Consider the following 25,719-nt stretch of genomic DNA (forward strand, 5'->3'; position numbering starts at 1 on the left):
ACACGCTACGCCACATAAATGGGGCTCCATATATTAATAAACTTAAAGTAGCGTGCTAGATTGAGATTAAGTGGTAGGAGAGAAAATGATGGATCAAGTTGTTAAGCAAGAGCGTCTTCAAACGCGTTTGGGACCAGAAATTAAAGAATTTCGTGCAGAGAGAAAAACGCTTCAACTGGCTACGGTAGATGGCGAAAACCGACCAAATGTTAGTTATGCTCCTTTTGTTCAGAATGAGAACGGATATTTCGTTTTGATTTCTGAGATTGCTCGTCACGCTAGAAACCTAGGTCAAAACCCTCAAGTTTCGATCATGATGATTGAAGATGAAGATTCATCTAAGCAACTATTTGCACGCAAGCGCTTAACATTTGACGCTACGGCATCAGTCGTTGATAGAGAAGAAGCACTTTGGGGAGAAGTTGTCGATCAAATGAGAGGTCGATTTGGCGATATCATTGATGGTCTTAGCCAGCTTCAAGATTTTAAACTCTTTAAACTAACGCCAATACAAGGGTTATTTGTTAAAGGTTTTGGTCAAGCGTTTCAAGTATCTGGTGATGATTTGGTTGATGTTGTGCATCTTCAAGAAGGTCATAAGAAAGTCGAGCAAGACTAAGATATGCTCAATAGGATCTAACTTTGCGTTAAGCGAAGAGACCAGAGGAAAAGATCAGCAATGCTGGTCTTTTTTGTTTTCCAAGCCAATAAAAATGGATATCTCAACAGCAAGAATTTGTACACTCGAATACCATCGCTTAATGTTTTTACAGAAACCTTACCTCTTTCCTATTTACCCTTTCGAGAGATTTACGCACAATCCGCGCAATGAAAATATGTGAGGGTTGAAAATGAATCGACTTACGTTATCGCTAAATACTTTGTCGCTAAGATCACTATCTCTAAGCGTATTCGCGCTAACAATAGGAATATCTCAAACTGCAATGGCTGAATCGTCACCAAGTGGGGATTGGAAGTTTGGTATGGCAATAGATCAAGGACTGAGTGCCGTTGCCCAATATCAAGACACCTATAATTTTGCTATTGGTAATCATGGCGTGTCTGCTGACTATCTACTGAAGAAAGGACGCTTTGAATCCTCAGATGTTCCATTTACTTGGTATTTTGGTGCAGGTGGTTGGATTGGGTGGGAGGAAAGCTTTGGTCCAAGACTGCCTTTGGGGTTAGATTGGGATTTTGCTAATGGCTGGGATGCTTATGCTCAGGTAGCACCAGGGTTAAATGTGCACAAAGGACTGAATCTCGGCTTAGATGCTTCGTTAGGTATTCGTTATGCGTTTTGAGCAGATTGAAGAATAGAAAATGCCGGCTAGTTTTGCCGGCATTTAACGTAAATAGAGTAGAGATTTTAATCTTGCTTATTCATTGCACGTTTGATGCAGATGGCCGCGCCACCCCAAGTAATGCCTAAGCCTAAAATCATCATGATGATTGCACTTGTTGTCATGCGTTGCTCTCCTTACTGCTAGTAGCGTTAATAATTAGACCGAATACAAATAATGCAGCAATGAGTGCCCAACCTAGCGTTAGGTCGTAGCCGCCATAGCCTTCTGTGAATAGCGCGTTCAGTTTAGTCACTAGAATAATTGCTAAAATCACTGGAGTAATGAAGCGTAGGCATATGTCGAACCATTGGCCAATTGAGAAGTCCGATGTGGAGTTCACGTATTCACGTACATCGCCGACTTTATTCAACAACCAAGCCATTAGCAAGATTTCAATGAAGCCACCCAGCATAATACCAACGTTGTTCGCGAAATGGTCAACCAAATCAAGTAGCAACAAACCACCATTGGTCGCAAATGCCATTGAAACAACAAGACCTACACCGATGACAATATTGGCAGCTTTCTTACGGCTCCAATTTAGCTTGTCCATAATGGCAGATGTTACGGCTTCCATTATGGAAATGTGAGAACTCAAACCAGCAACAACAAGAGCAAAGAAGAACAGCGGACCAAGAATGTAAGGTGCCGGAAGTAAGTTAATGGCAGCTGGAAGTGTTACGAAAGCCAAGCCAACACCTGCTGAAACAACTTCAGTAAGTGGCTTACCTTGTTCCTGAGCCATATAACCCAACACAGAAAATATCATGATACCTGCAAGGATAGAGAACCCGCAGTTAATCAAAACGGTCATGAATGCGTTGTTTGTTATGTCTGATTTTTCAGGCAGGTAGCTTGAGTAAGCGAGCATAATGGCAAAACCAATACTCAAGGTGAAAAAGATCTGACCATACGCAGCGGCCCAAACTTTTACGTCCCAGATCTTACTGAAATCAGGTTCAAACATATAGTTCACACCATCTAGGGCGCCTGGTAGAAATACCATACGACCAATAAGTGCGATAACCATAATGAATAAAACTGGCATCATAACCTTAGAAGCACGTTCGATACCGGCTTTTACGCCCCCAACGATTGCGGCGTAGGTGATTCCCCAAGCAATAAGCATGGCAATGGCAATTTTCCATTGGATACTGCCTAGATTCGTCGGGGAGTTGTCGCCGAGTTGCAAGTATTCGCTGAAGAAGAACGCATTAGTATCTTCTCCCCACTCCTGCGTAAACGACATTCCGAAATAAGAAATCGCCCATCCAATAACGGCAACGTAGTACACAGCAATAACTGCGGCTACACCAACTTGGAACCAACCAAGCCATTCAAATTTTGAATGTATTTTTGCGAGTGTTTTCGGTGCAGAACCACGATATTTCTGTCCCATACTGAACTCTAGGATCATGAATGGGATACCAGCGGTGATCATGGCAAAAAGGTATGGAATAAAAAATGCGCCGCCACCGTTCTCGTAGGCCATGTAAGGGAAACGCCAAATGTTCCCTAACCCGATCGCTGATCCTACTGCGGCAAGAATAAAGCCCGCACGGGATCCCCATTGTTCTCGTTTCATTATATAACTCCTAACGACTTTACTAAGATCAAAATTTTCACCACAAAACGGTTCCCTTTTATGTTTTGTTATTGCTCTGGAGTCATATGAACGATACGAACTGTATGTTAAATGGCAATATCTTAGGGGTTAACTCTAATTTGTGGGTTATAACTTAGTGATTAATTCTGATTATTACGATGTGTGTGTGCATACTCTGGAATATTCCGCTATGCATAGAGTCGAGACTACCCATTAACCAGTTGTAAGGCAATAGTTTCTATTGTGTGGATTATTGTTTGTTACTTGTCTTTAATTTGACATAAGTCTAATAAATTAGTGAATGATTCTGATTTTTTGCTACCTTGTTTTCTTATAAAACTATTATTAGCTATTTAATAAAAATTTATAACTTTGGTTGTGAAAAGTTCATTTGACGGAAAAAACAGCAAATATTGATGTTTGTGTCCTGAATTCATCGAAATGTGATGAAAGAATTCAAATGTGATACTGGCAGCATACTTAAAACGTGAATAGCGAGAAGTCTTGAATGGAAGAGTATCTGCTGTTATTAATTTGTTAATAACCGGAGGTGATGTATGGACTTTGATTTTAAATTTGCCCTTGGAACAACCATCGTTGTATTTACTGTGCTTGTGGCGTTTGCAGTTATAGCCATTACAACTGCTTAAGATTGTTCATGCATGAGTAATACAGGGGTAGTAACCGACTCTACCACCAATGTTAATACTCAACGTTTGCAAAATTACTTTGGTGGTAAAACAGCACTGGTTGCCCAAGGTGGTGGGCAACGTGGAATCTTCACAGCTGGTGTTTTAGATGCCTTTCTCCTCTCAGATTTTGATCCCTTCAATACTTACTACGGCACTTCTGCTGGCGCGTTGAATTTATGTGCTTATATCTGTAGGCAAGCTGGGCTTGGTCGCTCGTTTCTACTAGACCTGACGACTCAACCAGAATTTTTTAGCCTATTTGGCTATATCCGAAACAAGCAAACGCTCGATATAGATTGGGCACTGGATAAAGTTAGCCAATACCCATATAAGCTCGATGTTGATCTGGGCAGAAATCAATTAGTCGGGAAAAATGCTTTTGCTTCAGTAACGGATGCTGTTCATTTACAGGATCATTATCTTCCCATGCTTGAAGATAACTGGGTCAATGTACTAAAAGCAACATGTGCCATACCTAGGCTGTATAAAGGGGAAGTAGTGATTGATGGTACGCGATACCTTGATGGGGGAGTTTCTGCTTCTATTCCCGTACAGGAAGCGTGGAGGACCGGAAGTCGATGTATTGTTGTTATTAGAACGGAACCGTTTGAACAAGAAATACCGAAAGATGATGTTCCCGCTACGGTGAATGACGGCATGCCTATTTGGTTGCGCCAGTCTGTCGATGCTTTGCAAAACCAATGGGATAGTAAGGTACAAGAATGGAAAAACGATTGGTCTGATTTCTTCATTGAAAAATTTAATCAATCTGCACAACAAAGTAAATTGCTGTCTCAAGCAAGGCTTTTGAATGGTGGGCGATGGCTATTTGGCGCTGGTGATGTTTATCGTTTAAGTCATATGTTGGGGGAAACATTCGATTCTGGTTTAGCGGATATGTTGATGGTGCATTATCAGACTTACTCTTTGACACAACAATTTCTGACTTCGCCTCCTGATGATTGTTTCATTCTTCAAATCCACCCCGAATCTCCACTTGAGTCCACTTCTCTACTTAGTGATCGTGAAGCCCTTCTTGCGGACTATGAGCTTGGATTAAAAGCCGGTAATAATTTCGTCAATACGTTTTTGCAAGCCGAGTCTGATATGAACCCTCGCTCTGCATAGTTTGAAAAGGTAATGACGGGAGAAAGAGCAAGTTAATGAGCCTTTTAACTTGCTCTTTCTATGTTTACATCGAATTACTTACGTCAATTTAAGTGACGTTATCGTACCTCAATGATTCTCATACAGTTGGTAGAGCCAATAAGGTCCATGACATCGCCTTGCGTGATAATGACAGTATCACCGACATCCAGTAACCCTTTTTCTTTTAATGCTTCCAGAGCAGAGTAGGAAGTATCTAAGCCAGATGCACCATCGCTACCAAAGTAAACGGGAGTAACACCACGATATAAAGCGCATCGATTAAGGGTATCTTCATTGCGAGACAGAGCGAAGATGGGAAGCCCGGAGCTTAAACGAGACATCATGAGAACAGTTTTCCCCGATTCCGTTAGGCTAACCATCGCTTTTACGCCGTCGAGGTGGTTTGCAGCATACATGGTTGCCATAGAAATAGTTTCAGATGCTGACTCAAATTTCGTTTCTAAGCGGTGTCCAGACACGTTGAGCGAAGGCATTTTTTCCGCACCAATACACACTTCAGCCATCGATTTAACGGTTTCGACAGGATATTTACCCGCAGCAGTTTCCCCAGAAAGCATTACAGCGTCAGTACCATCCAGTACTGCATTGGCGACATCCATAACTTCAGCTCGGGTAGGAAGTGGGTTCTCAATCATGGATTCCATCATTTGGGTTGCCGTGATAACGGTACGATTGAGTCGTCGAGCACGAAGTATGAGTTGTTTTTGCACGCCTACGAGTTCTGGGTCTCCGATTTCAACACCGAGATCGCCCCTTGCAACCATAACTGCGTCGGATGCAGAAATAATATCATCCATGCTTTCTTCGTCTTCAACGGATTCCGCTCGTTCTACTTTAGCGACCAGCTTCGCACTCAGCCCTGCGTCGGTGGCGAGCCTGCGAGCGTATCTCATATCTTCGCCGTTGCGAGGGAAAGAGACGGCAAGGTAGTCGACTTTTATTTTTGCGGCAGTAAGAATGTCGGCTTTGTCTTTGTCTGTCAGTGCTTCCGCAGACAGTCCACCCCCTTTTTTATTTATTCCTTTGTTGTTTGAAAGAGGACCCCCGACGAGAACCGTTGTGTGGACTCTGGTATTTTCTACTGACATGACCTTCAACTGAACGCGACCATCATCCAGAAGAAGGACATCTCCTTTGGATACATCTTTTGGCAACTCTTTGTAGTCAACGCCGACTGATGCGACCGATCCTTCGCCAGGTAGCAGCTCTGCATCTAAGACAAATTTTGCTCCAACGTCTAAGTTAACCTTATTGTCTTTAAATGTTGATACTCGAATTTTAGGACCTTGTAAGTCACCTAATATGGCAACATGTGTTCCAAGTTTTGCAGCGATTTGTCGGACTTTTTGCGCGCGATGTATATGGTCTTCTGAACTTCCGTGAGAAAAATTCATCCTTACAACATTAGCGCCTGCTTCTATTATCTCTTCCAAATTATTGCCTTTGTCTGTTGAAGGACCTAAGGTAGCAACAATTTTTGTTCGTCTGAGTAATTTAGACATATCATTCTCCGTTTGATCGCGAATTTTCCATGCATTTTTGTTCTTCTATGAATTAGTGTAGCGATTGAGAGATATTTTCGTGCGCAAAAAAACATCGACTTGATCACTATTCTAGGCTTTAAAAAATGTCTAAATTCAAACTTGTATAAAAAGATCTGATAGATACGTGATGGGAGTCACGACGATGGATCAAGCCGCTTCACAATTACTTTTCAAAGTAAAAAAATTAGTGGGTTTACAATCTTCGGAGTTTTCTATGTACATGGCTCAACCAGGCCATATTGATCATATCAAGCAGGTCAATGCTGGCCGTGTATATAAATTGATAGACCTTAAAGGTCCTATTTCTCGTATAGACTTATCCAAAACCAGCGAGCTGGCACCAGCCAGTATTACTAAAATTACCAGAGAGCTCATTGATGCTCACCTAATTCACGAAACGACGGTGCAAGAAGCGACAAGCCGTGGTCGTCCTGCTGTTGGTCTTCAAACCAATAACGAAGGGTGGCAGTTTCTGTCTATGCGTTTAGGGCGTGGTTATTTAACGATTGCCTTACATGAGCATGGCGGCTCTGTGCTGGTGGATACAAAAATCACCATTGAGGAAATAGAGCAAGAAGAGATGTTGGAAAGACTTCTTCATGAAATAGAAGAATTTTTCCAAGGCTACTCCGACAAACTAGATCGGGTAACGAGTATTGCACTTACCCTCCCAGGCTTAGTGGACTCAGACAAAGGTGTGGTGTTGCAAATGCCACATTACAACGTGAATAACTTAGCGTTGGGGCCTGAAATCTATAAAGCGACAGGGCTACCTGTGTTTATTGCGAACGATACCCGTGCTTGGGCACTGGCTGAAAAGCTTTTCGGTAACTCTCAAAGCGTCGATAATTCAGTATTGATTTCCATTCATCATGGTTTAGGTGCCGGTATCATACTGGATGGAAGGGTTTTACAGGGACGTCATGGCAATATCGGAGAGCTGGGGCATATCCAAATCGACCCGAAAGGTAAGCAGTGCCATTGTGGCAATATAGGGTGTCTCGAAACACTCGCAAGCTCAAAAGCGCTTAGAGAAGTCGTGGCTGCGCGAATTGAAAAAGGTGACCATACTTCGATTCCTCGCGATAACGTCACCGTTGAAAGTATCTGCGAAGCAGCTGAATCGGGCGATCAATTAGCTATTGAAGAAATACAACAGTTAGGACGTTATCTTGGGGCCGCGGTTGCTATTGTTATCAATTTATTTAATCCCGAAAAAGTGTTGATTGGCGGTGTGATTAATCAGGCGAGATCGATTTTGTATCCCGTGATTCAAGAATGTATCGAGACTCAAACCTTGCCAGTTTACCATCAAGACCTACAATTGGAGGAGAGTCGTTTCTATACAGAAGCAACAATGCCGGGTGCCGCTTTGATTAAACAAGCTATGTATGATGGTCAACTGCTCATGAAAGTGGTTGAAGGGTAAGCTAATCCTGTTTAGGTTGAACCTGTTTTGTTGGTTCACAATATGGCGCAGATGCAATTGATGCTGTACTCTGTAATTATTGATAAATGAGTGAGAAACTTTATGTCTGGAGTATTAAGCAGCGTTGACCAAAGAACACAGCTAGTCGGTGAAAACCGATTGGAGCTGTTATTGTTCCAGCTCAATAGCTCACAAATCTTTGCTGTAAACGTTTTTAAGGTCCGTGAAGTTTTAAAGCTTCCTCCTCTCACCAAATTGCCAGGCTCTCATCACTACATAACGGGTGTTGCTTCATTGCGAGGGGAGTCTCTTCCTGTTATCGATCTTCGCGCTGCTATTGGTTTTAGACCCATGCAAGATGAAGAAGAGCAAAACTTGATCATCACCGAATACAACCGGACGATTCAAGGCTTTCTGGTTGGCCAAGTAAGAAACATCATAAATACAGCTTGGACCGAGATTCAGCCACCGCCAAAAACCGCGGGTCGAGCTAATTACTTAACTGCAATCACCAACATTGTTGAGAACGAACAAAAGCGTATCGTTGAAATCATTGATGTTGAAAAAGTATTGGCTGAAATTGTTGATTATGATGTGTCGATTTCTGATGGCGTATTAGATGAAGATCTGTCTCAACAGATGTCAGGTCGGAAAATCCTCATCGTTGATGATTCTTCTACCGCAAGAAACCAAGTGAAAGGTACGCTAAGTCAACTTGGTTTAGAGATTTTAGAGTGTAATGATGGCTTAGAAGCGCTAACTCTACTCAAATCTTGGTGTGATGAAGGTAAAGATGTCGCCAAAGAACTTCTTCTGATGATCACCGATGCAGAGATGCCAGAAATGGATGGCTACAAGCTGACCCATGAAGTTCGAAGTGACCCGCGTATGAAAGATTTATATATCACTCTCAATACGTCTTTGAGTGGGAGCTTCAATGAAGCGATGGTTGAAAAAGTTGGGTGTAATAAATTTATATCGAAGTTTCAACCTGACGTTTTGGTAAAAGTTACCCAAGATAGGTTGAGAGACATTCTATAGAAAAACCCGGCAGCCGCCGGGTTTTTTGTTTATGAACTTCTAGAGCCAATCATTTTGATATCAGGAATTTACTTCTATTTTTTAGGCTGCGCGTCGATACACTGCCCATTAACTGCTTTTCCTTCAGGAGCCATCAAATATAAATATAAAGGCATAATATCTAATGGCGTTTTTAGCAGTTCAACATCTTCTGCTGGGTAGGCTTTGGCTCGCATTCCTGTTCGAGTGCCGCCTGGGTTTATAGCGTTGACTTGCACATTCGTTTCTTCTAGCTCATCAGCTAAGACTTGCATCATTCCTTCAGTCGCAAACTTAGACATTGCGTAAGTCCCCCAGAAAGCGCGGCCATCATGCCCAACCGTTGAAGATGTAAAGACAAGTCGAGCATCAGGGGATTTTTTGAGGAGAGGCAATACCGCTTGAGTCATTAGAAACTGAGCTTTCACGTTGACCTGCATTACATCGTCGTACGTATCTTCTCCGATTTGATCAAATGGGCTAATAACACCCAATAGGCTGGCATTGTGCAGAACACCATCTAAACGTCCGAATTGACCTTCAATTGTCTCTACCATATCAATATAGTTTTGTTTGCTAGCGCCTTTCATATCAAGGGGGATAATGGCAGGTTGGGGAGCGCCTAAAGCTTCAATTTCATCATAAGTTTTCTCTAGTTTCGCTACAGTTCGACCAAGTAATATTACGGTCGCACCATGTTGCGCATAGCTTAATGCTGCTTGTTTCCCTATCCCAGCACCTGCACCGGTCACTAAAATTACTCTTCCTTCTAGGGCTTTCTCTGAGATTGAATAATCCACTTTTCTCACCTTGTTTAATGAATCTTTAACCACCTTGCAGACTCATAAGTATTTGATAGGTCATCAAGGTATTTCGGTTTTAACTATTGGTAATCGTGACAAGATCGTTACAATACACCAATTCATTCTTTTGGGGATATCACATTGGAATTTTTGTTAGATTACGGATTATTTTTAGCTAAGATCGTCACATTACTGGCTGCGGTCGTGGTGTTGCTTGTGGTTGTTAAGTCAGTGAGCGGAAAGCAAACTGGTGCAAAAGGCGAGCTTGAAGTCACAAACCTGACTGAGCGATACGAGCACAGCGTTGAACAGCTAGAGCATCATTTGCATGACGACGCTTATTTAAAAGCCAAACATAAAGCAGATAAGAAAGCACAAAAAGAAAAGGACAAAGAACGAGAAAAAGAAGTTAAAAAAGCGGCAAAGGGTGGTGAGCTAGAAGCAAATCGAAAACCGCACTTGTTTGTTCTTGATTTTAACGGCTCGATTGATGCGAAAGAAGTGGCAGCGCTTCGTGAAGAAATCAGTGCCATTATCGCTGTAGCGCAAGACGGCGATGAAGTCTTGGTGAAGCTTGAATCTGGTGGCGGCATGGTACATGCGTACGGTCTAGCATCTTCTCAGCTTGATCGACTAAAAGCCGCGAACCTTCCATTAACCATTTCTGTCGATAAAGTTGCGGCGAGTGGCGGGTATATGATGGCGTGTGTTGCCGACAAGATTATTTCCGCTCCATTTGCAGTAGTCGGATCAATTGGTGTTATTGCTCAGTTGCCTAACTTCAATAAATTGCTTAAAAAGCATGATATTGACTATGAGCAACTTACTGCAGGTGAGTATAAACGCACGTTAACCATGTTTGGTGAGAATACCGATAAGGCCCGTGAGAAATTTAAAGAAGAGTTGGAAGAAACTCATGGTCTATTTAAAAACTTTATTCGCGAGCGCAGGCCTTCTCTTGAATTAGATAAAGTGGCGACGGGTGAGCATTGGTTTGGTACGCAGGCCAAAGATCTTGGTTTGGTCGATGAGATATCAACATCCGACGATTTAGTTATGCAAGCGTGCAAAGGTAAAACAGTTTTAGCGATCCACTATGTTCAAAAGAAAAAATTGTCTGACAAGCTTACAGGGGCAAGTGCAGACATTGTTGATAACGTGATCATGAAGTGGGTATCGAAAGGTCAAAGACCTATTCTTTAAGCTATAATTTAGCAAGGTCTTATATTTAGAAGAAAAGTCCGTTTGGTGTAAGTGGTATTACAATTTCTCGAATAAACAGAAAGTTGTAGAAAGCACACACCATAATATACGGACTTTTTTGTGTTTTATTCACCATAGCTTTCGGTATAATAGCGCGCCGATAAAAGCGAATGCTCGCTAAAGTGTTCGCTACAAACGAAAACGGAGAAAAACATGTCCCTTCAACCTCCAGTCATTACAGTAGATGGTCCAAGTGGTGCAGGTAAAGGCACGCTTTGTATGTTGTTGGCGGAAAAATTAGGCTTTCATTTGTTGGATTCCGGAGCAATATATCGGGTGCTAGCTCTGGCCGCGATCCATCATGGTGTCGATACAAGCTCGGAAGAGGCTTTGGTTCCGATTGCTACCCATTTGGATGTGCAGTTTATTGCTGATGGTGATTTGGTTAAAGTCATCCTCGAGGGCGAAGATGTTTCAAAAGAACTTCGCAAAGAAACTACTGGTGATGCAGCATCAAAAATTGCTGCGTTACCTCGTGTAAGAGAGGCTTTACTACGTCGTCAACGCTCTTTTGCTGTAGAGCCGGGTTTGGTCGGTGACGGTCGAGATTTAGGCACGGTTGTATTTCCGTCTGCTATTGCCAAAATCTTTTTAGATGCAAGTGCAGAAGAAAGAGCCGATCGCCGCTACAAGCAGTTGCAAGAAAAGGGGCATGATGTTAAATTTGATGACCTTTTACGCGAGATCCAAGACAGAGACGACCGTGATCGTAATCGAGCGGTTGCACCGTTGCGTCCTGCGGATGATGCGTTAGTACTTGATTCTACATCGCTTTCTATCGATGAAGTGGTGGTTCAAGCACTTGAATATATTGAATCTAAATTGTCTTGATAACGATATCGAGGCAATAGGACTGTTGGTCGCAAGGATGATGACTGGCATTTTTATCAACCCCATGCGGTAGGATACCCGTGGACGTTTAATTATTGAAGATCAAATAATGACTGAATCTTTTGCTCAACTCTTTGAAGAGTTTCTAAACGAGACTGAATTCCAACAAGGTACTATTGTTAAAGGTACTGTAGTAGCTATCGAGAACGGTTTCGTTCTTGTTGATGCTGGTCTTAAGTCTGAGTCTGCTATCCCAGCGGAACAATTCAAGAACGCTGCTGGCGAACTTGAAGTTGAAGTTGGTACTGAAGTAGACGTTGCGCTAGACGCTGTTGAAGATGGTTTCGGTGAAACTCAACTTTCTCGTGAGAAAGCGAAGCGTCACGAAGCTTGGATCGTACTTGAGAAAGCATACGAAGAAGCTGAAACTGTTGTTGGTGTTATCAACGGTAAAGTTAAAGGCGGTTTCACTGTTGAACTAAACGGTATCCGTGCTTTCCTACCTGGTTCACTAGTAGACGTACGTCCTATTCGCGACACTGCTCACCTAGAAAACAAAGAGCTAGAGTTCAAAGTAATCAAGCTAGACCAGAAGCGTAACAACGTTGTTGTTTCTCGTCGTGCGGTTATCGAATCTGAAAACAGCGTTGAGCGTGACGAGCTTCTTGAAACTCTTCAAGAAGGTACTGAAGTTAAAGGTATCGTTAAGAACCTTACTGACTACGGTGCATTCGTTGACCTTGGTGGTGTTGACGGTCTTCTACACATCACAGACATGGCTTGGAAGCGTGTTAAGCACCCATCTGAGATCGTGAACGTTGGTGATGAAATCCTAGTTAAAGTTCTTAAGTTCGACCGTGACCGCACTCGTGTATCACTAGGTCTTAAGCAACTAGGCGAAGATCCATGGGTAGCAATCGCTAAGCGTTACCCAGAAGGTCACAAGCTTTCTGGTCGTGTAACTAACCTAACTGACTACGGTTGCTTCGTTGAAATCGAAGAAGGCGTTGAAGGTCTAGTTCACGTTTCTGAAATGGATTGGACTAACAAGAACATCCACCCATCTAAAGTTGTTAATGTTGGCGACGAAGTTGAGGTTATGGTTCTTGAGATCGACGAAGAACGTCGTCGTATTTCTCTAGGTCTTAAGCAATGTAAAGCTAATCCATGGCAGTCATTCGCTGAAGCTCAAGCTAAAGGCGACAAAGTTACTGGTAAGATCAAGTCTATCACTGACTTTGGTATCTTCATCGGTCTAGAAGGCGGCATCGACGGTCTTGTTCACCTATCTGACATTTCTTGGAATGTTGCTGGTGAAGAAGCAGTACGTGAATACAAGAAAGGCGATGAAATCTCTGCAGTTGTTCTAGCAGTAGATGCAGAGCGTGAGCGTATTTCTCTTGGCGTTAAGCAAATGGAAAACGACCCGTTCAACGCATACGTCGCTGACAACAAGAAAGGTACTCTAGTAAACGGTACTGTAACTGCAGTTGACGCAAAAGGTGCTACAATTGAACTTGTAGAGGGCGTTGAAGGTTACATCCGTGCTTCTGAAGTATCTCGTGACCGTATCGAAGATGCGTCTCTAATCCTAAGCGTTGGTGACAGCGTTGAAGCGAAGTTCACTGGTGTAGACCGTAAGAACCGCGTAATCAACCTATCTATCAAAGCTAAAGATGAAGCTGAAGAGCAAGAAGCAATGGCTTCACTGAATAAGTCTGAAGACGGCGGATTCGGTAATGCTATGGCTGATGCATTCAAGGCTGCTAAAGGCGAATAAGAAATCGCTTAAGGGGAGCCATTAGGCTCCCTTTTTTTCGATAAGTGCCTTTTTGATACCATTGAAATGAGGGGAACTATGACTAAGTCTGAACTAATTGAAAGACTCTGCGCGCAGCAAACACATCTTTCTGCAAAAGAAGTAGAAGATGCCGTCAAGGATATACTTGAACATATGGCGTCAACCCTAGAGAGCGGAGATCGTATTGAAATCCGTGGTTTCGGTAGTTTCTCACTGCACTATCGAGAGCCAAGAATGGGTCGTAATCCTAAAACTGGTGAAAAAGTTGAGCTGGAAGGCAAGTATGTCCCTCACTTTAAGCCGGGTAAAGAATTGCGTGAACGCGTAAATATCCACGGCTAATCACCTTTTGGTGTTATAGAAAAGCGGCATGCATCTCGTATGCCGCTTTTTTATAATTAAATTACTCATATTCCATCGATTCTGGATGGTTTGATAATTCAATTTCCTGCATAATCTAACCCTTAAGCTTATTCCGGAGTAGTGATTTATGAAAATTATAAAAATAATCTTGGTGATTGCTCTTGTACTGATCGCCTTAGCATTAGGTGCTCAAAATCAGCAAGTTGTATCATTTAACTACTTACTTGCTAAAGGCGAATTTCATCTATCATTACTCTTAGGCTTGGTGTTTGTTGTAGGGTTTAGTCTCTCGGCTCTTATTTTTGGTAGTTTGCAATTTAAGTACAAACTCACTATTCGTAAGCTGAAGAAGCAACTTAACAAACAGCCAGCGATAGAGAAGCAACAAAGTAACGCCTAAGGCAACATTGAATGCTTGAACTTCTCTTCTTGTTGTTACCGATTGCCGCTGCCTATGGTTGGTACATGGGTAATCGCAGCGCGAATTTCGACAAGCAGAAACAATCTAATCAAATTTCCCGACAGTATGTCACGGGTTTAAACCTCTTACTTTCTGATCAATCAGACAAAGCGGTCGATCACTTTATCGAGCTTCTCCAAGTCGACGATGAAACGATTGACACGCATTTAGCGTTAGGGAATCTTTTTCGATCACGTGGTGAAGTTGATCGTGCTATTCGTATTCATCAAAATCTTATCTCTCGCCCTGGTTTAACCATCGATCAAAAAAATATCGCTCTTCAGCAGCTAGCGAAGGATTTCATGGTATCTGGTCTCCTTGATCGTGCAGAAAAGATATTTATGCAGCTTTTGGACGAGCCTGATCACCGAGAAGCAGCCCTTCATCAACTGGTCGTCATATTCCAACAAACCAGAGAGTGGAGTAAAGCTATTGAATATGCTTCAGCATTGGTCAAATTAGGCAGGAAGCGAATCAAAAAAGATATTGCCCACTACTACTGTGAATTGGCGATGCAAGAACAAGGGGAGGGAAACACCAAGAAATCAATTAACCTCCTCAAGAAGGCTCTAACAGAAGACTCTCGCTGTGTTCGGGCGAGTATCACGCTAGGTAAAATATACCTTTCTCAGGAAGATTACATAAATACAGTTCGTTATTTAGAGCAGGTTATTGATCAAGATATCGACTTTGTAGGACAGGTTTTACCTACCATTGCCGAATGTTACCAAAAGTTCGATAGAGAAGGCGATTTACTCGCATTTTTACATCGTTGTATTGAGAAAAAAGCAGGGGTATCTGCTGAACTTATGCTTGCTCAGCTTGTGGCAAACCATGACGGTGTTGCCGCGGCACAGACTTTATTAACGAGGCAACTTGTTAAGAACCCAACAATGAAAGGCTTTTATCGATTGATGGATTATCATCTTGAGGAAGCTGAAGATGGAAGAGCAAAAGATAGCTTAACAACGCTACAAGGAATGGTGGGTGAGCAGCTTAAAGTAAAACCTCATCATCGATGTAGGAAGTGTGGTTTTTCCACCCGCTCTTTGTATTGGCATTGTCCATCTTGCAAAGGTTGGGGTACCATTAAGCCGATTCGCGGGTTAGATGGCGAATAGCAGAATTTAAAGACCACCGCTTATTGAGCGGTGGTTTAGTGTCTGCATGCAGACGAAATACAATTAGGAGAGAAAAGTGATCGACCAGAAAATCATCGTAGCACTTGATTATGACAAAAAAGCGGATGCATTAGCGTTTGTTGATAAGATTGACCCAAGTTCGTGCCGTCTGAAAGTTGGCAAAGAGATGTTTACTCTGTTTGGTCCTGAATTTGTTCGTGAGCTCCATAAGAGAGGTTTCTCAGTATTCTTGGACCTTAAGTTTCACGATATCCCAAACACTTGTTCAAAAGCGGTACGAGCGGCTGCTGAATTAGGTGTATGGATGGTGAATGTCCACGCAAGTGGTGGTGAGCGAATGATGAGTGCCTCTCGTGAAATCCTTGAGCCTTATGGTAAAGATCGCCCACTGTTGATTGGTGTAACTGTACTAACAAGTATGGAGCAATCTGACCTTGCAGGAATCGGTTTGGATATCGCGCCTCAGGAACAAGTTGTTCGTTTGGCTAGTCTGACTAAAAACGCGGGTTTAGATGGTGTAGTGTGCTCTGCGCAAGAATCATCGATGTTGAAGTCAGAACTAGGGAAAGATTTCAAACTGGTTACTCCAGGTATTCGTCCCGCAGGTGCTGCTATTGGTGACCAAAAGAGAATAATGACTCCTGTTCAGGCTATTGAAGCGGGGTCTGATTACCTAGTTATTGGCAGACCGATAACTCAAGCACTTGACCCAGCGAAGGTTCTTGCAGATATTAATCAATCTTTGGTTTAAAGCTAAAGTTGATTGAAAACTAAAGACCGTGATTAGCCCGATGTTAGGCTTTTCTAGTCGTTTATATTGAATTCTGAAAGCCCGCCAATATGGCGGGCTTTTTGTCTATATCCTATTAGGAATACCGCTATGAAACTTGAACTCTTTATCTGGGGTTGTAATTAATTCGGCTTCAACCTTGCCAAAAAATACCACTCTCTCTGTAATATCTTTTCCAGCAATCTGCTCCGCTAATGATAAGTAGTCTTGGTAGTGACGAGCTTCTGAGCGCAGTAGAGAAACATAAAACTTGCTAATATCGTCTTCCATATGTGGCGCCAATTTAGCAAAACGCTCGCATGAACGAGCCTCGATATAGGCACCAATTATCAGCTTATCGATCAACGTTTCCGGTTCATGAGTCTTCATATGCGAAAGTAGCCCTTTAGCATAGCGACTAGCAGATTCATTTCGATAAGTGATCCCACGATTGTCCATAATCTCAAGAACTTGATAGAAGTGATGGAGCTCTTCTTTTATCAGCAATACCATTTTATCAATGAGATCTTGGCTGTATGGGGAGTCTCCTTTTGCTTTGATTGCTTTTGAGATACTACTTTTACCCTTGAGCGTTTCAATGGTTCCTATTTTGCGATAGGCAAAGTCTTCATAGGGTTTAAACCAGTCTAGTAGAGTATGAGCACTGTCTTTGTCTACCGCATATTTCCGAATCAAATACATCGCTGATTGACCAGCTTTCAGTTCACGCAAATCATGGGAATATTGAAACTATTGAAAAAGAGACAAAAAACTTACCAGAATGAACTGTTATCAACATGAATTCTTTAATTAAAACAGGGTGATATAGGTTTTATGGAAAAGTCAAATTTTGGCAAAAAAGCAATATGCACGACTCGGCCTTTAGAAGAGTCACCGTGCATATTGCTACCTGTTTTGTTGTTTTTTTAGGCTACGCAGCCAATTTGGGTGTGCCAGAATGGAAGCGGAATTCTGAATCGTCAGAGGTAATTAATTCGGCTTCAACATTAGCGAAGTCTTCAATACGCTCTGAAATATCTTCACCAGCAATCTGTTCTGCTAGTTCCAAGTAGTCTTGATAGTGTCGTGCTTCTGAGCGTAGCAATGAGATGTAGAATTTTTGAATTGGCTCATCAAGGAATGGTGCGAGTTTAGCAAATCGTTCACAAGAGCGAGCTTCAATGAACGCACCAATAATCAGCTTATCGATAAGCGCTGCTGGCTCAAAAGTACGGATATGCTTAATCATTCCCTTAGCGTAACGACTTGCTGTTATTGGGCGATACTCCAAACCTTGTTCTTCAATAATTTCTAACACTTGGTAGAAGTGGTGTAGCTCTTCTCGAATCAAGAGAACCATCTTATCAATCATATCCTGTCCGTAGGCACAGCCATCTTTGGGTCTGATTGATTTAGATATGTTGCTCTTGCCTTTCAGAGTTTCAAGGCTGCCAATACCTTTGTAAGCAAAGTGCTCATAAGGCTCAACTAATTGAGTAATTTGCTCTTTACCTTCATCGGTTAAGACATAGCGCTTAAGAAGGAAAACGGCACTCTGCGAAGCTTTCAATTCGCATAGTAAATGATCCCGCAAAATCACCGAAAGGTTCTCTGGCTTGCGAGCTTCTTCAATCCAAGAGTCAGGGGTTGAGCATTTTAGGAAGTCATTGATTGGTTCTAATAATTTGTGATCGTACATTTACATTAACTTCGATAGAAACTTTGGTGCAATGATACCACACCTAAACTTTTTGAAGTTGCCTGCGGTGAGTAGATAAATCCCGAATAATTAGTTGATTCGAGTAAGCGCTTTGTAAAATGTAGGGCATTATTTGATGTAGTTCAAAATGGAACTAGAGCGTTAAGTAAGTGCCCATAGCCAAATATCTATTTTGTGCTTTATAACATTGCGTTGCATATGGTTATGTGGTGTAGTTCAGAATAGCGATTTAGGTTTAACCTGTTGTTTGTGCGAGGCTTAGACAAGTTCTTAGCACTTAACATTGTGGCTCAATGAAGGGAAATATGAAAAAAATTCTTGTTGTTTTTATACACGGTTTAAAGGGGGGCGACTCAACTTGGGTCAATGATGAAGGAGTCTCGTTCAAAGAGTTGCTATTGTCTGAAGCTTTAATCAATGAAGAATGTGAAATCGTTGAGTATGACTACTTTACTCAAATCACAGAGTTTATGAATGGATTTATAGCTAAGCAAACTCATGCGTTCATGCGAAAGCTCCCGCTGTTTAAGCGCTTAGGTCGGTATAAAAAAACTAAGAAGAATCAGAGAAACAAGTCAATTTCAGATTTGTCGAAAGGATTAGAGTCAACTATCAGAGCAAGATACAAAGAAGCTGAATCAGTAATATTGATAGGTCATAGTATGGGTGGGCTAGTGGCAAAAAGGTTGATTCTTGAACAGATCGAGACTGCTAAAACAATTAATGTAACTGGTTATTTGTCTATTGCTGTTCCGCATAAAGGCTCTCTAGAGTCACTATTCTTGCAGTTTAGCTCCAATGAACATTTGAAAGAGTTGATGCCATTAAACAAGCAAACGCTAGAATTGGATGAAAAGTGGGAGCAATATAAGAGTCGATTACCAAAGTCAACATATCTAATAGCATTAGATGATGAGGTTGTTAAGCCGCATACAGCTAAACCAAATAATATTTCAAATGAAAATATATTTAGCTTAGATAAGGAAGACCATACATCAATATCTAAACCTGAAGATAGCAATGCATTGTCTTATATTGTTGTTCGTGATTTTTTATTGGATCAAATTCAGTCGAAAAAAAACTCTGTTGAGAAATATAACGTTAGATTTCAAAACTTATCACAATTAGATAAAGAAGTTTTTGTGATTAAGTTATTGGTGTCTGATGTTGAAAAATCATTAGTAGATAGCTCTAAAAGTGCATTCCTTAATGCTGAAATAATGTGCCGAATAAATAGGTCAGAACAAGAAGAGTTATCTAGCTTGTATGATAGAGTTAAGTTCATATACTCTCAGAATTTTTATAAGTATAAGAAAGAATCGAAAGATAGTTCAGATTTAGTTTATGATATTCATAAGGAAATAAAAGAAAGTGATGACAGCTCTCTTAAAACAAGTCTTTCTGACATTTCATTCTTGGAAAAAATAGGCATGATCCACCAATTAGCTGATTCAATTGACGATAATATTGTTTGGAATGAGAATACGAATTTAGATAAAGTTAGAGAAGTCTATGAGTCATAACAATCATCACCACTTTTTAGATGTCTTTAGTGAGCGTTCTCTTACTATATATCGACTTTGGATGATTATTGAGAACCTCCAATATAACACTCGTGGACGTAAAGTTTTAACACTTGATAAACTTTGCATTTTTGATGCAATTATCTCAGATAATAGTATTACTAATTCAGTATGTAGATTCTTTAACCCTAATTTAGATTCTGTCAGCAATGATAATGATGACATATTAGTCAATTCATCTCAAATGTTAAGAACCGTAATGAAGACGGGTAATGTTCGTGAAAGGGTGATGGAACTATATATGCTAGAAATGATTGACATTGAAATTATTAAAGGTGAAATATACGTATCCGTAATAAATAAAATAGATATAAAAATTGAAAATGATCTTGTTAATGATTGGGAAACTAACCTACAAAAATCTAAATCATTAGTCGCAAAATCTTTCAATCAACTAATCGGATCACTAACAGGTGCACTATATGAGTAACTCCCCTTCTATAATAATTGAAAAGCTTAGAATTATTGGTCAAGATAAAAATTATGATATTTCTTTTAAAGAGGGAGTTAATATAATATGGGGTGACCTCGATTGTGGAAAAAGCAGTATATTAAACCTTATTAGCTATGCTTTAGGGGCATCGCATATTGATACATATGATCAGCTCGAAGCTAAAGCAAAGTTATGTCAGCTATCCGTATTTCTAAATAATGAAAGGTATACATTCGTAAGAAACATCTTTGACTCAAACGAGTACATCCGTTGTTATAAAGGCCATTTTGATGTAGATAGCTCTCCTAGACTACTTGCTGCGAATCTGGAACAAATTGACGCAGCTCCAGATGGTTACATTGCATTTTACATACTTGAGCTTCTAGGTTTACCATTGACTAAGATTAAGGTATCACCTAGCCAACTTGATTCAACAATGAATCGAGTTGGTTTCAAAGATATTTTAAAATTCATCCATTTGAAACAAAAAAATATAGCTGCTGACTCTCTGTTAGATATGAATAACGGAAGCAGATATGTAAAGAATAAGGAAGTACTGAAGTACCTGCTTAATATTCATGATGAAGCTGTTTCTGTGATTAATTCTGAAATATCAGAGAATAAATCTTTAGAAAAGCAAAAGATAAAAGAAAAAAAAGGAATTATAAAGTTCCTTCAAGATGCTGATTTTGACTTTGAAATAAATGTCGATTCAGAAATTGAAAAATATGATCAACTAATTAATGAAGTTGATAAGCAAGTTGACGGTTTAAAAAATGATCACAGAAAAGTTTTAAGCTTTTCGTCTCAAATTGAATCGGAAGTCAATGCCATAAATGAATCTCTGAAGAACATTTCTGTTAAAAGACCTTCTTTGATTGAAGATATTGATAAGTATGTAAAACTTAAGAATACGTATGAAAAAGAGAGGAAGTCTATAAAACTATCTCTTGATCTGGATTCAAAATTCAATATAGACCTCAAAAAACCTATCATTTGCCCTTTGTGTAACCAAAGTCATAATTCTGACTTGACAGAATCCAAGATTTCACCGTCTATTTTATCTAATGAAAAGAAATCCTTAGATAGAAAGATAAGAGGAATTACTACCTTAATAGATAATATTCGAAGTGAATTAGGTGATTTTGATACTTCCGAGAGAAAGCTAAAAGAAGCTCTATTTGAAATACAAAATACATATGATGAAAAGTATGCAAAAGAAGTATCGGTGCTTATTGAATCAATATCAATGCTAGAGAAACAAAAGACCGATATTTTCTCGCAAAGAAAACTACTTATTAGAGACAAAAAGTTTATCGATCGAATTGATAAACTAAATGAAAACCTCGATAACTTAGAAAAAGTTATTTCCAGATTAGAGGGCGATCTTAAAAAAGCTGAAGAGAAGTGTTTAAATCCTAGTGATGTTATACAAAGACTAAATTCCATTTTTGAACGACTTATGGAAATCAGTGGACTTTCTGATATGAATGGTATTGAGTTTAATAGGAAACTAGATTATATAGTTCGAGGAAAAGATTTTACAAAACTCACATCAGGTGGTGTTCGCACTATCACATCCATTAATATTTATCTCTCCAAGCTGATCTATGCTATGAAGTATGACTCTTACCTCCCAACCTTATTAATGTTAGATACTCCAGGAAATAATATCGGAAGAAAGAGAGATATGACTAAAGCAAGTGATGACGCATCAGACCCTATCATTTATGAGAATATCTATAGAAGGCTTGGGGCCTTGTCAAAAATCTCGAGCAAAACAGGAAGTAAATTTCAGGTGATAGTTGTAGATAATGATCTTGCAGACTCTGCTGAGGATAATGACGACTTTTACATTGCTAAGCGATTTAGTAAAAGCGACCCACAATTTGATAGTGGCTTGATTAACGATGTTTGATTTACGAAGATATCAATAATTGATGCTTTGATCTGAATACAGAAAAATATTGCATTTTGATGCATATTTAACTGTGCGATGTTGAGGAATAAAAGAGGCTACATGCCTCTTTTTTGTGCTTCTTGGATGGCATGTAGGATGTATGCACACCTATGCCTTTAGCTCACACATTAAGTGATCAAGTAAAACGGTTGGTAGATTCTTCGGCTTTTTAGCTTCATCTATCCACTCTTTAGGTGTCTCGCACTGGAGAAAGGATTGGATAGGGATAAGGAGCTTTTGGATATTTTCTTCTTCAATCATCATACTGCATCAATATAAAAAAGGTCGCATAAAGCGACCTTTGATTTCAATAAGTCTATGGCTAGTTTACCACTTTTTCTTTTCACCGAAGAGGGCATCCATATCATCGTTACGTTCTTTCTCGTCACGATCTTTAGCATGTTCCGCTTCTTTGTCTTGTCTTTTCTGATCCATATCATCCAGCATGGCTTGCAGTTTTTCTTTAGCCTTGTTGGAATATGAATCATTTTTAGACGCCAGTGCATCTAAGCCTTTTTTCAAAAGCTGCTTCGCTGTACCAGCTTGTCCTCTCAACACCGAATCATTAGCACGTTTAATAACGTTCTCGATGTTTATGCGAACTTGGATTTGTTCTAAGCGAGAATTTTCCGCTACATAAGCTTGAGTCTCAAAGCGACCTTTATTGTGCTCACTTCGAATTGTCTCGCGCAATCGTTTAACAAGCTTCAGCATTATAATGGCTTGCTTATCACTGCTCGGCACCTTGAACGAAGCCGTTTCGCCACCTTGGTAGTTTTCTTTTAATTGTTGGATTTGAGATTGCATGTTGGCAACACGAGACTTCAACTGCTTGTTTTTAGGATCTAATTCAAACATAGATTCAAGTGCATCAAGAATTCGCGTGTTCAAACACACCAAAAGATCCTTACTGTAGGGGAGGTGATGTGCGTTCCCAATAAGATCCTCTGTCGCATCAATAACAGCTAGATGCCGTGTGGACTCTTGTTTTTTTGCAGTCTCTACTTTCATGCGGTACTGAAGCATAATGTTGTAACCAATTACGAGAACCAACAAAATAGCAACAAGCGCGATTATTAAACCAATATTCATAAACTTAAGTCTGCGTTCCGTACAAAAAGCTAACCCCCGAGGATACACGATATCGTGTTGTTTCTACACCCGAGATAACAACAAACTTCATTATTATCCTTACTTAGAGGAAAATTAATGAAAAAATCAAATTTGCCCCGATGTATGCGGGGTCTATAGCAAAACATACTTAATACTATAGTTGATAGTCAAACTCAGCACATAAGTATCTGCGTTTTTGCTGTCTTTTTTTAGCTTAAGGCGTTATAACTAATACTTATATGCCTAAGCTACTTAGGTGTTCGCTGAATCTAGCATCTTAAGGTGGTTTGGGTATATACCCAAGTGACTTCAACATTAAAATTATGTGAGGTTATTTGTGTATATGAATTTAGAGTAACGGAATACGGGGTAACGATGAAATTACAGCAACTGAAGTACATTGTTGAAGTTGTTAATCACAACTTGAACGTCTCAGCGACGGCAGAAAGCTTGTTCACCTCGCAGCCAGGTATTAGTAAGCAAGTTCGTTTGCTAGAAGATGAACTCGGGATACAAATATTTGAGCGCAGCGGTAAGCATCTCACACAGGTTACCGACGCTGGTGAAGATATAGTACGTATTTCAAGTGAAATATTGGCAAGGGTAGAAAGTATCAAAGCCGTTGCGGGGGAGCATACCCACCCAGAAATGGGAACACTGAATATTTCTACTACTCATACTCAAGCACGTTACGCACTACCTGATGTCATTAAAGGCTTTACGGCTCGTTATCCGAAAGTTTCACTCCATATGCATCAAGGAACACCTTCTCAAATGTCGGAAGCTGTTGCTAAAGGAACCGCAAATTTTGCAATTGCGACTGAGGCGCTGCATTTGTATCAAGATGCGATTATGCTTCCTTGCTATCACTGGAATCGTTCAATCGTAGTCACAAAAGACCATCCGTTGGCTAAAAAAGAACATGTCACCATCGAAGACTTGTCGACATACTCTTTGGTTACCTATGTATTTGGCTTTACAGGACGATCTGAACTGGATACCGCGTTCAACAATGCAGGTCTCACACCTCGTATTGTGTTTACTGCTACAGATGCTGACGTTATTAAAACTTATGTTCGCATGGGGATTGGTGTTGGTGTCATCGCTTCTATGGCTGTCGACAAAGCACTGGATTCAGATTTGGTCGCTATTGATGCGAGCCATATTTTTGGTGCGAGTACCACCAGCATTGGTTTCCGTAGAGGAACGTTCTTACGCTCATACATGTATGACTTCATGGAGCGATTTGCCCCCCATTTGACTCGCCCTGTTGTCGAACAAGCTATTTCATTAAAAAGTAATGTAGAAATCGAAGAGATGTTTAAAGACATCGAACTGCCCGTTAGGTAAACCACTTTAACTCTCTTATGATTCCCCTTACAATCGCCCGATTCTAGGGGGAATCATGAATAAAACTTTCCAAAAGATCAGCTCATTATTGGCTTTGTACGATAATGAATGGCGATTTCAGCCATTTCACATGAGTGATTGCGCAGATTTTCCGTGGGATCTAAATTACCCCAACCTCACCCCTTGGTTAAGAGGGCTTTCCGAAGCGGAAATCATTAGCCTGAAAGCTAATACACCCCGTCTAGTAAAGGAAATATCAAGATTTATTCCTGATGTAGCTTACTTACACGAGCTTTCTTACTTAAAAAGACTGACACCCTCTGAATTAACAAAGCTATCTAGGGGCTCCGAAGCTGGTATACCCGGGAGAAAACTAAATCAGATACGTTTAATGAGTGATGCTTGCCTAAAAGGAAACGCTGGGGGGGAATGGCTTGAATGGTGTTCTGGTAAAGGTTTTTTAGGACAACTACTTGCATCAAACTCCACAATGCCAGTCACAAGTTTTGAATGGCAGGAAGCCCTGTGTAATAGCGGACAAGCCCTAGCGGACAAAAAAGGATTAGCGATGCGCTTTGTTCAAGGAGATGCCCTCACCAAGAGTGCATCTCTGATTATGAAGCCTAATCAGCACGCTGTCGCTCTACACGCTTGTGGAGATTTGCACGTTAACCTTATCAAGCGAGGGTGTGAAGTAGGTATAAGCGAGTTTTCTATCTCTCCCTGCTGCTACCACCTTATTCAGTCGGACTGTTATCTGCCTCTTTCATCGGAAGGTATTGAGAATGATATGAAGTTGACCAAAGCCGAATTAAGAATACCTCTGCAAGCGACAGTAACTGGGGGAGAGCGGGTTCACCGTCATAGATTTGAAGAAATGAGTTATAGGCTCGGATTGGACTCATTTCTAAAAGAGCAGAAGGGGCACCTTAACTATACGGCTATCCCTAGTATTAAGAAGTCGATGTTGTCAGGTGGCTTTGAAGCGTTTTGCTTATGGGCTGACAAGGAAAAAAATCTCGAACTGGGGTCAATAAACTTTGCATATTGGAATCAACGTGGTGAAGAGCGATTTTGGCAAATGGAGAGATTAAGCCTAATTCAGCAAGTTTTCCAAAGACCATTAGAGCTTTGGCTCGTTTTAGACCGGGCTTTATATCTTGAAGAAAATGGATATTTGGTTAGCGTGAATGAGTTTTGCCCTGAAGAAGATACACCAAGAAACATACTCATACAGGCAAAAAAAAGACCCGCGTAAGCGAGTCTTTTCCATCATCATTCA

24 protein-coding genes and 2 pseudogenes are annotated in these 25,719 nt (G+C 40.7%); 18 read left to right on the forward strand and 8 right to left on the reverse strand.

Going from position 1 to position 25,719, the window contains the following annotated elements; translation table 11 throughout:
- The first annotated feature begins 88 nt into the window (after positions 1 to 88).
- Positions 89 to 619: a heme utilization protein HutZ gene (gene hutZ, locus LDO37_RS05590; protein ID WP_126606261.1), complete on the forward strand. Its 531-nt coding sequence runs from the start codon at positions 89 to 91 to the stop codon at positions 617 to 619.
- Positions 620 to 851: 232 nt separating this feature from the next.
- Entirely contained in the window at positions 852 to 1,304 is a 453-nt protein-coding gene (locus tag LDO37_RS05595) for a hypothetical protein (protein ID WP_101112018.1), read from the forward strand.
- 65 nt (positions 1,305 to 1,369) lie between these two features.
- Here the strand turns inward: LDO37_RS05595 and LDO37_RS05600 are convergent, their stop codons facing one another.
- Together LDO37_RS05600 and LDO37_RS05605 are read right to left on the reverse strand one after the other, a co-directional pair.
- A complete protein-coding gene (locus LDO37_RS05600; protein WP_126606249.1) occupies positions 1,370 to 1,468 on the reverse strand; it encodes a MetS family NSS transporter small subunit in 99 nt (32 codons plus the stop codon).
- Positions 1,465 to 2,931: a sodium-dependent transporter gene (locus LDO37_RS05605; protein WP_126606250.1), complete on the reverse strand. Its 1,467-nt coding sequence runs from the start codon at positions 2,929 to 2,931 to the stop codon at positions 1,465 to 1,467. The genes LDO37_RS05600 and LDO37_RS05605 overlap by 4 nt, the downstream gene beginning before the upstream one ends.
- Positions 2,932 to 3,509: 578 nt before the next feature.
- Here LDO37_RS05605 and cydH point away from each other — a divergent pair.
- Both cydH and LDO37_RS05615 read left to right on the forward strand, forming a co-directional pair.
- Positions 3,510 to 3,602: a cytochrome bd-I oxidase subunit CydH gene (gene cydH / locus LDO37_RS30315; protein WP_101112020.1), complete on the forward strand. Its 93-nt coding sequence runs from the start codon at positions 3,510 to 3,512 to the stop codon at positions 3,600 to 3,602.
- Positions 3,603 to 3,614: 12 nt separating this feature from the next.
- Complete coding sequence (locus LDO37_RS05615; protein WP_126606251.1) at positions 3,615 to 4,772, forward strand: patatin-like phospholipase family protein; 1,158 nt, start codon at positions 3,615 to 3,617, stop codon at positions 4,770 to 4,772.
- A gap of 98 nt (positions 4,773 to 4,870) precedes the next feature.
- On the opposite strand, the gene pyk is transcribed toward LDO37_RS05615, so the two are convergent.
- Entirely contained in the window at positions 4,871 to 6,316 is a 1,446-nt protein-coding gene (gene pyk / locus LDO37_RS05620) for a pyruvate kinase (RefSeq protein WP_126606252.1), read from the reverse strand.
- A 256-nt stretch (positions 6,317 to 6,572) separates the two neighbouring features.
- Between pyk and mlc the strand changes: the two genes are divergently transcribed.
- The gene (mlc, locus tag LDO37_RS05625) at positions 6,573 to 7,787 is read left to right on the forward strand and encodes a sugar metabolism global transcriptional regulator Mlc (RefSeq protein WP_126606262.1); all 1,215 of its coding nucleotides are present in this window, start codon (positions 6,573 to 6,575) and stop codon (positions 7,785 to 7,787) included.
- A gap of 102 nt (positions 7,788 to 7,889) precedes the next feature.
- The gene (locus LDO37_RS05630; protein WP_224055348.1) at positions 7,890 to 8,828 is read left to right on the forward strand and encodes a chemotaxis protein CheV; all 939 of its coding nucleotides are present in this window, start codon (positions 7,890 to 7,892) and stop codon (positions 8,826 to 8,828) included.
- 74 nt (positions 8,829 to 8,902) lie between these two features.
- On the opposite strand, the gene LDO37_RS05635 is transcribed toward LDO37_RS05630, so the two are convergent.
- A complete protein-coding gene (locus LDO37_RS05635; RefSeq protein WP_101112024.1) occupies positions 8,903 to 9,646 on the reverse strand; it encodes a YciK family oxidoreductase in 744 nt (247 codons plus the stop codon).
- Between the two features lie 144 nt (positions 9,647 to 9,790).
- On the opposite strand from LDO37_RS05635, the gene sohB reads away from it, so the two are divergent.
- The 7 genes from sohB (at position 9,791) to pyrF (ending at position 16,260) form a co-directional block, all read left to right on the forward strand.
- Entirely contained in the window at positions 9,791 to 10,852 is a 1,062-nt protein-coding gene (gene sohB, locus LDO37_RS05640) for a protease SohB (protein ID WP_126606253.1), read from the forward strand.
- A gap of 213 nt (positions 10,853 to 11,065) precedes the next feature.
- Positions 11,066 to 11,743 (forward strand): (d)CMP kinase, encoded by a 678-nt coding sequence (cmk, locus tag LDO37_RS05645; protein ID WP_126606254.1) that lies wholly within the window; start codon positions 11,066 to 11,068, stop codon positions 11,741 to 11,743.
- Positions 11,744 to 11,852: 109 nt separating this feature from the next.
- Positions 11,853 to 13,523, forward strand: a complete 1,671-nt coding sequence (rpsA, locus tag LDO37_RS05650; protein ID WP_101112027.1) for a 30S ribosomal protein S1 — start codon at positions 11,853 to 11,855, stop codon at positions 13,521 to 13,523.
- A gap of 66 nt (positions 13,524 to 13,589) precedes the next feature.
- Positions 13,590 to 13,886 (forward strand): integration host factor subunit beta, encoded by a 297-nt coding sequence (gene ihfB, locus LDO37_RS05655; RefSeq protein WP_167404719.1) that lies wholly within the window; start codon positions 13,590 to 13,592, stop codon positions 13,884 to 13,886.
- A 148-nt stretch (positions 13,887 to 14,034) separates the two neighbouring features.
- Positions 14,035 to 14,307, forward strand: a complete 273-nt coding sequence (locus LDO37_RS05660; RefSeq protein WP_101112029.1) for a LapA family protein — start codon at positions 14,035 to 14,037, stop codon at positions 14,305 to 14,307.
- Positions 14,308 to 14,318: 11 nt separating this feature from the next.
- On the forward strand, positions 14,319 to 15,488 hold the full coding sequence (lapB, locus tag LDO37_RS05665; RefSeq protein WP_126606255.1) for a lipopolysaccharide assembly protein LapB: 1,170 nt from the start codon (positions 14,319 to 14,321) through the stop codon (positions 15,486 to 15,488).
- A 76-nt stretch (positions 15,489 to 15,564) separates the two neighbouring features.
- On the forward strand, positions 15,565 to 16,260 hold the full coding sequence (pyrF, locus tag LDO37_RS05670; protein ID WP_126606256.1) for an orotidine-5'-phosphate decarboxylase: 696 nt from the start codon (positions 15,565 to 15,567) through the stop codon (positions 16,258 to 16,260).
- A 105-nt stretch (positions 16,261 to 16,365) separates the two neighbouring features.
- Here the strand turns inward: pyrF and miaE (LDO37_RS05675) are convergent.
- A pseudogene (gene miaE / locus LDO37_RS05675) lies at positions 16,366 to 17,016 on the reverse strand (tRNA isopentenyl-2-thiomethyl-A-37 hydroxylase MiaE); the annotation flags it as partial.
- Positions 17,017 to 17,209: 193 nt separating this feature from the next.
- Positions 17,210 to 17,977: a tRNA isopentenyl-2-thiomethyl-A-37 hydroxylase MiaE gene (gene miaE / locus LDO37_RS05680; protein WP_126606257.1), complete on the reverse strand. Its 768-nt coding sequence runs from the start codon at positions 17,975 to 17,977 to the stop codon at positions 17,210 to 17,212.
- Positions 17,978 to 18,303: 326 nt separating this feature from the next.
- Between miaE (LDO37_RS05680) and LDO37_RS05685 the strand changes: the two genes are divergently transcribed.
- From LDO37_RS05685 to LDO37_RS05695, 3 genes are read left to right on the forward strand one after another with little or no spacing between them, the layout of a single operon-like run.
- On the forward strand, positions 18,304 to 19,521 hold the full coding sequence (locus LDO37_RS05685) for an ABC-three component system protein (RefSeq protein WP_126606258.1): 1,218 nt from the start codon (positions 18,304 to 18,306) through the stop codon (positions 19,519 to 19,521).
- Positions 19,511 to 20,011 carry a hypothetical protein gene (locus LDO37_RS05690; protein ID WP_224055349.1) on the forward strand — a complete coding sequence of 167 codons (501 nt, stop codon included), beginning with the start codon at positions 19,511 to 19,513 and terminating at the stop codon, positions 20,009 to 20,011. The genes LDO37_RS05685 and LDO37_RS05690 overlap by 11 nt, the downstream gene beginning before the upstream one ends.
- The gene (locus tag LDO37_RS05695; protein ID WP_224056050.1) at positions 20,004 to 21,932 is read left to right on the forward strand and encodes a hypothetical protein; all 1,929 of its coding nucleotides are present in this window, start codon (positions 20,004 to 20,006) and stop codon (positions 21,930 to 21,932) included. The genes LDO37_RS05690 and LDO37_RS05695 overlap by 8 nt, the downstream gene beginning before the upstream one ends.
- A gap of 153 nt (positions 21,933 to 22,085) precedes the next feature.
- Here the strand turns inward: LDO37_RS05695 and miaE (LDO37_RS05700) are convergent.
- Positions 22,086 to 22,235: pseudogene (gene miaE / locus LDO37_RS05700) on the reverse strand (tRNA isopentenyl-2-thiomethyl-A-37 hydroxylase MiaE); the annotation flags it as partial.
- A 66-nt stretch (positions 22,236 to 22,301) separates the two neighbouring features.
- The gene (locus LDO37_RS05705; RefSeq protein ID WP_101112033.1) at positions 22,302 to 23,066 is read right to left on the reverse strand and encodes a DNA repair protein; all 765 of its coding nucleotides are present in this window, start codon (positions 23,064 to 23,066) and stop codon (positions 22,302 to 22,304) included.
- 396 nt (positions 23,067 to 23,462) lie between these two features.
- On the opposite strand from LDO37_RS05705, the gene cysB reads away from it, so the two are divergent.
- Together cysB and LDO37_RS05715 are read left to right on the forward strand one after the other, a co-directional pair.
- Positions 23,463 to 24,437 carry an HTH-type transcriptional regulator CysB gene (gene cysB, locus LDO37_RS05710; protein WP_101112034.1) on the forward strand — a complete coding sequence of 325 codons (975 nt, stop codon included), beginning with the start codon at positions 23,463 to 23,465 and terminating at the stop codon, positions 24,435 to 24,437.
- A 55-nt stretch (positions 24,438 to 24,492) separates the two neighbouring features.
- Entirely contained in the window at positions 24,493 to 25,695 is a 1,203-nt protein-coding gene (locus LDO37_RS05715; RefSeq protein WP_126610244.1) for a methyltransferase, read from the forward strand.
- Positions 25,696 to 25,719 lie beyond the last annotated feature (24 nt).

Source organism: Vibrio penaeicida (assembly GCF_019977755.1).
Lineage (GTDB): Bacteria > Pseudomonadota > Gammaproteobacteria > Enterobacterales > Vibrionaceae > Vibrio > Vibrio penaeicida.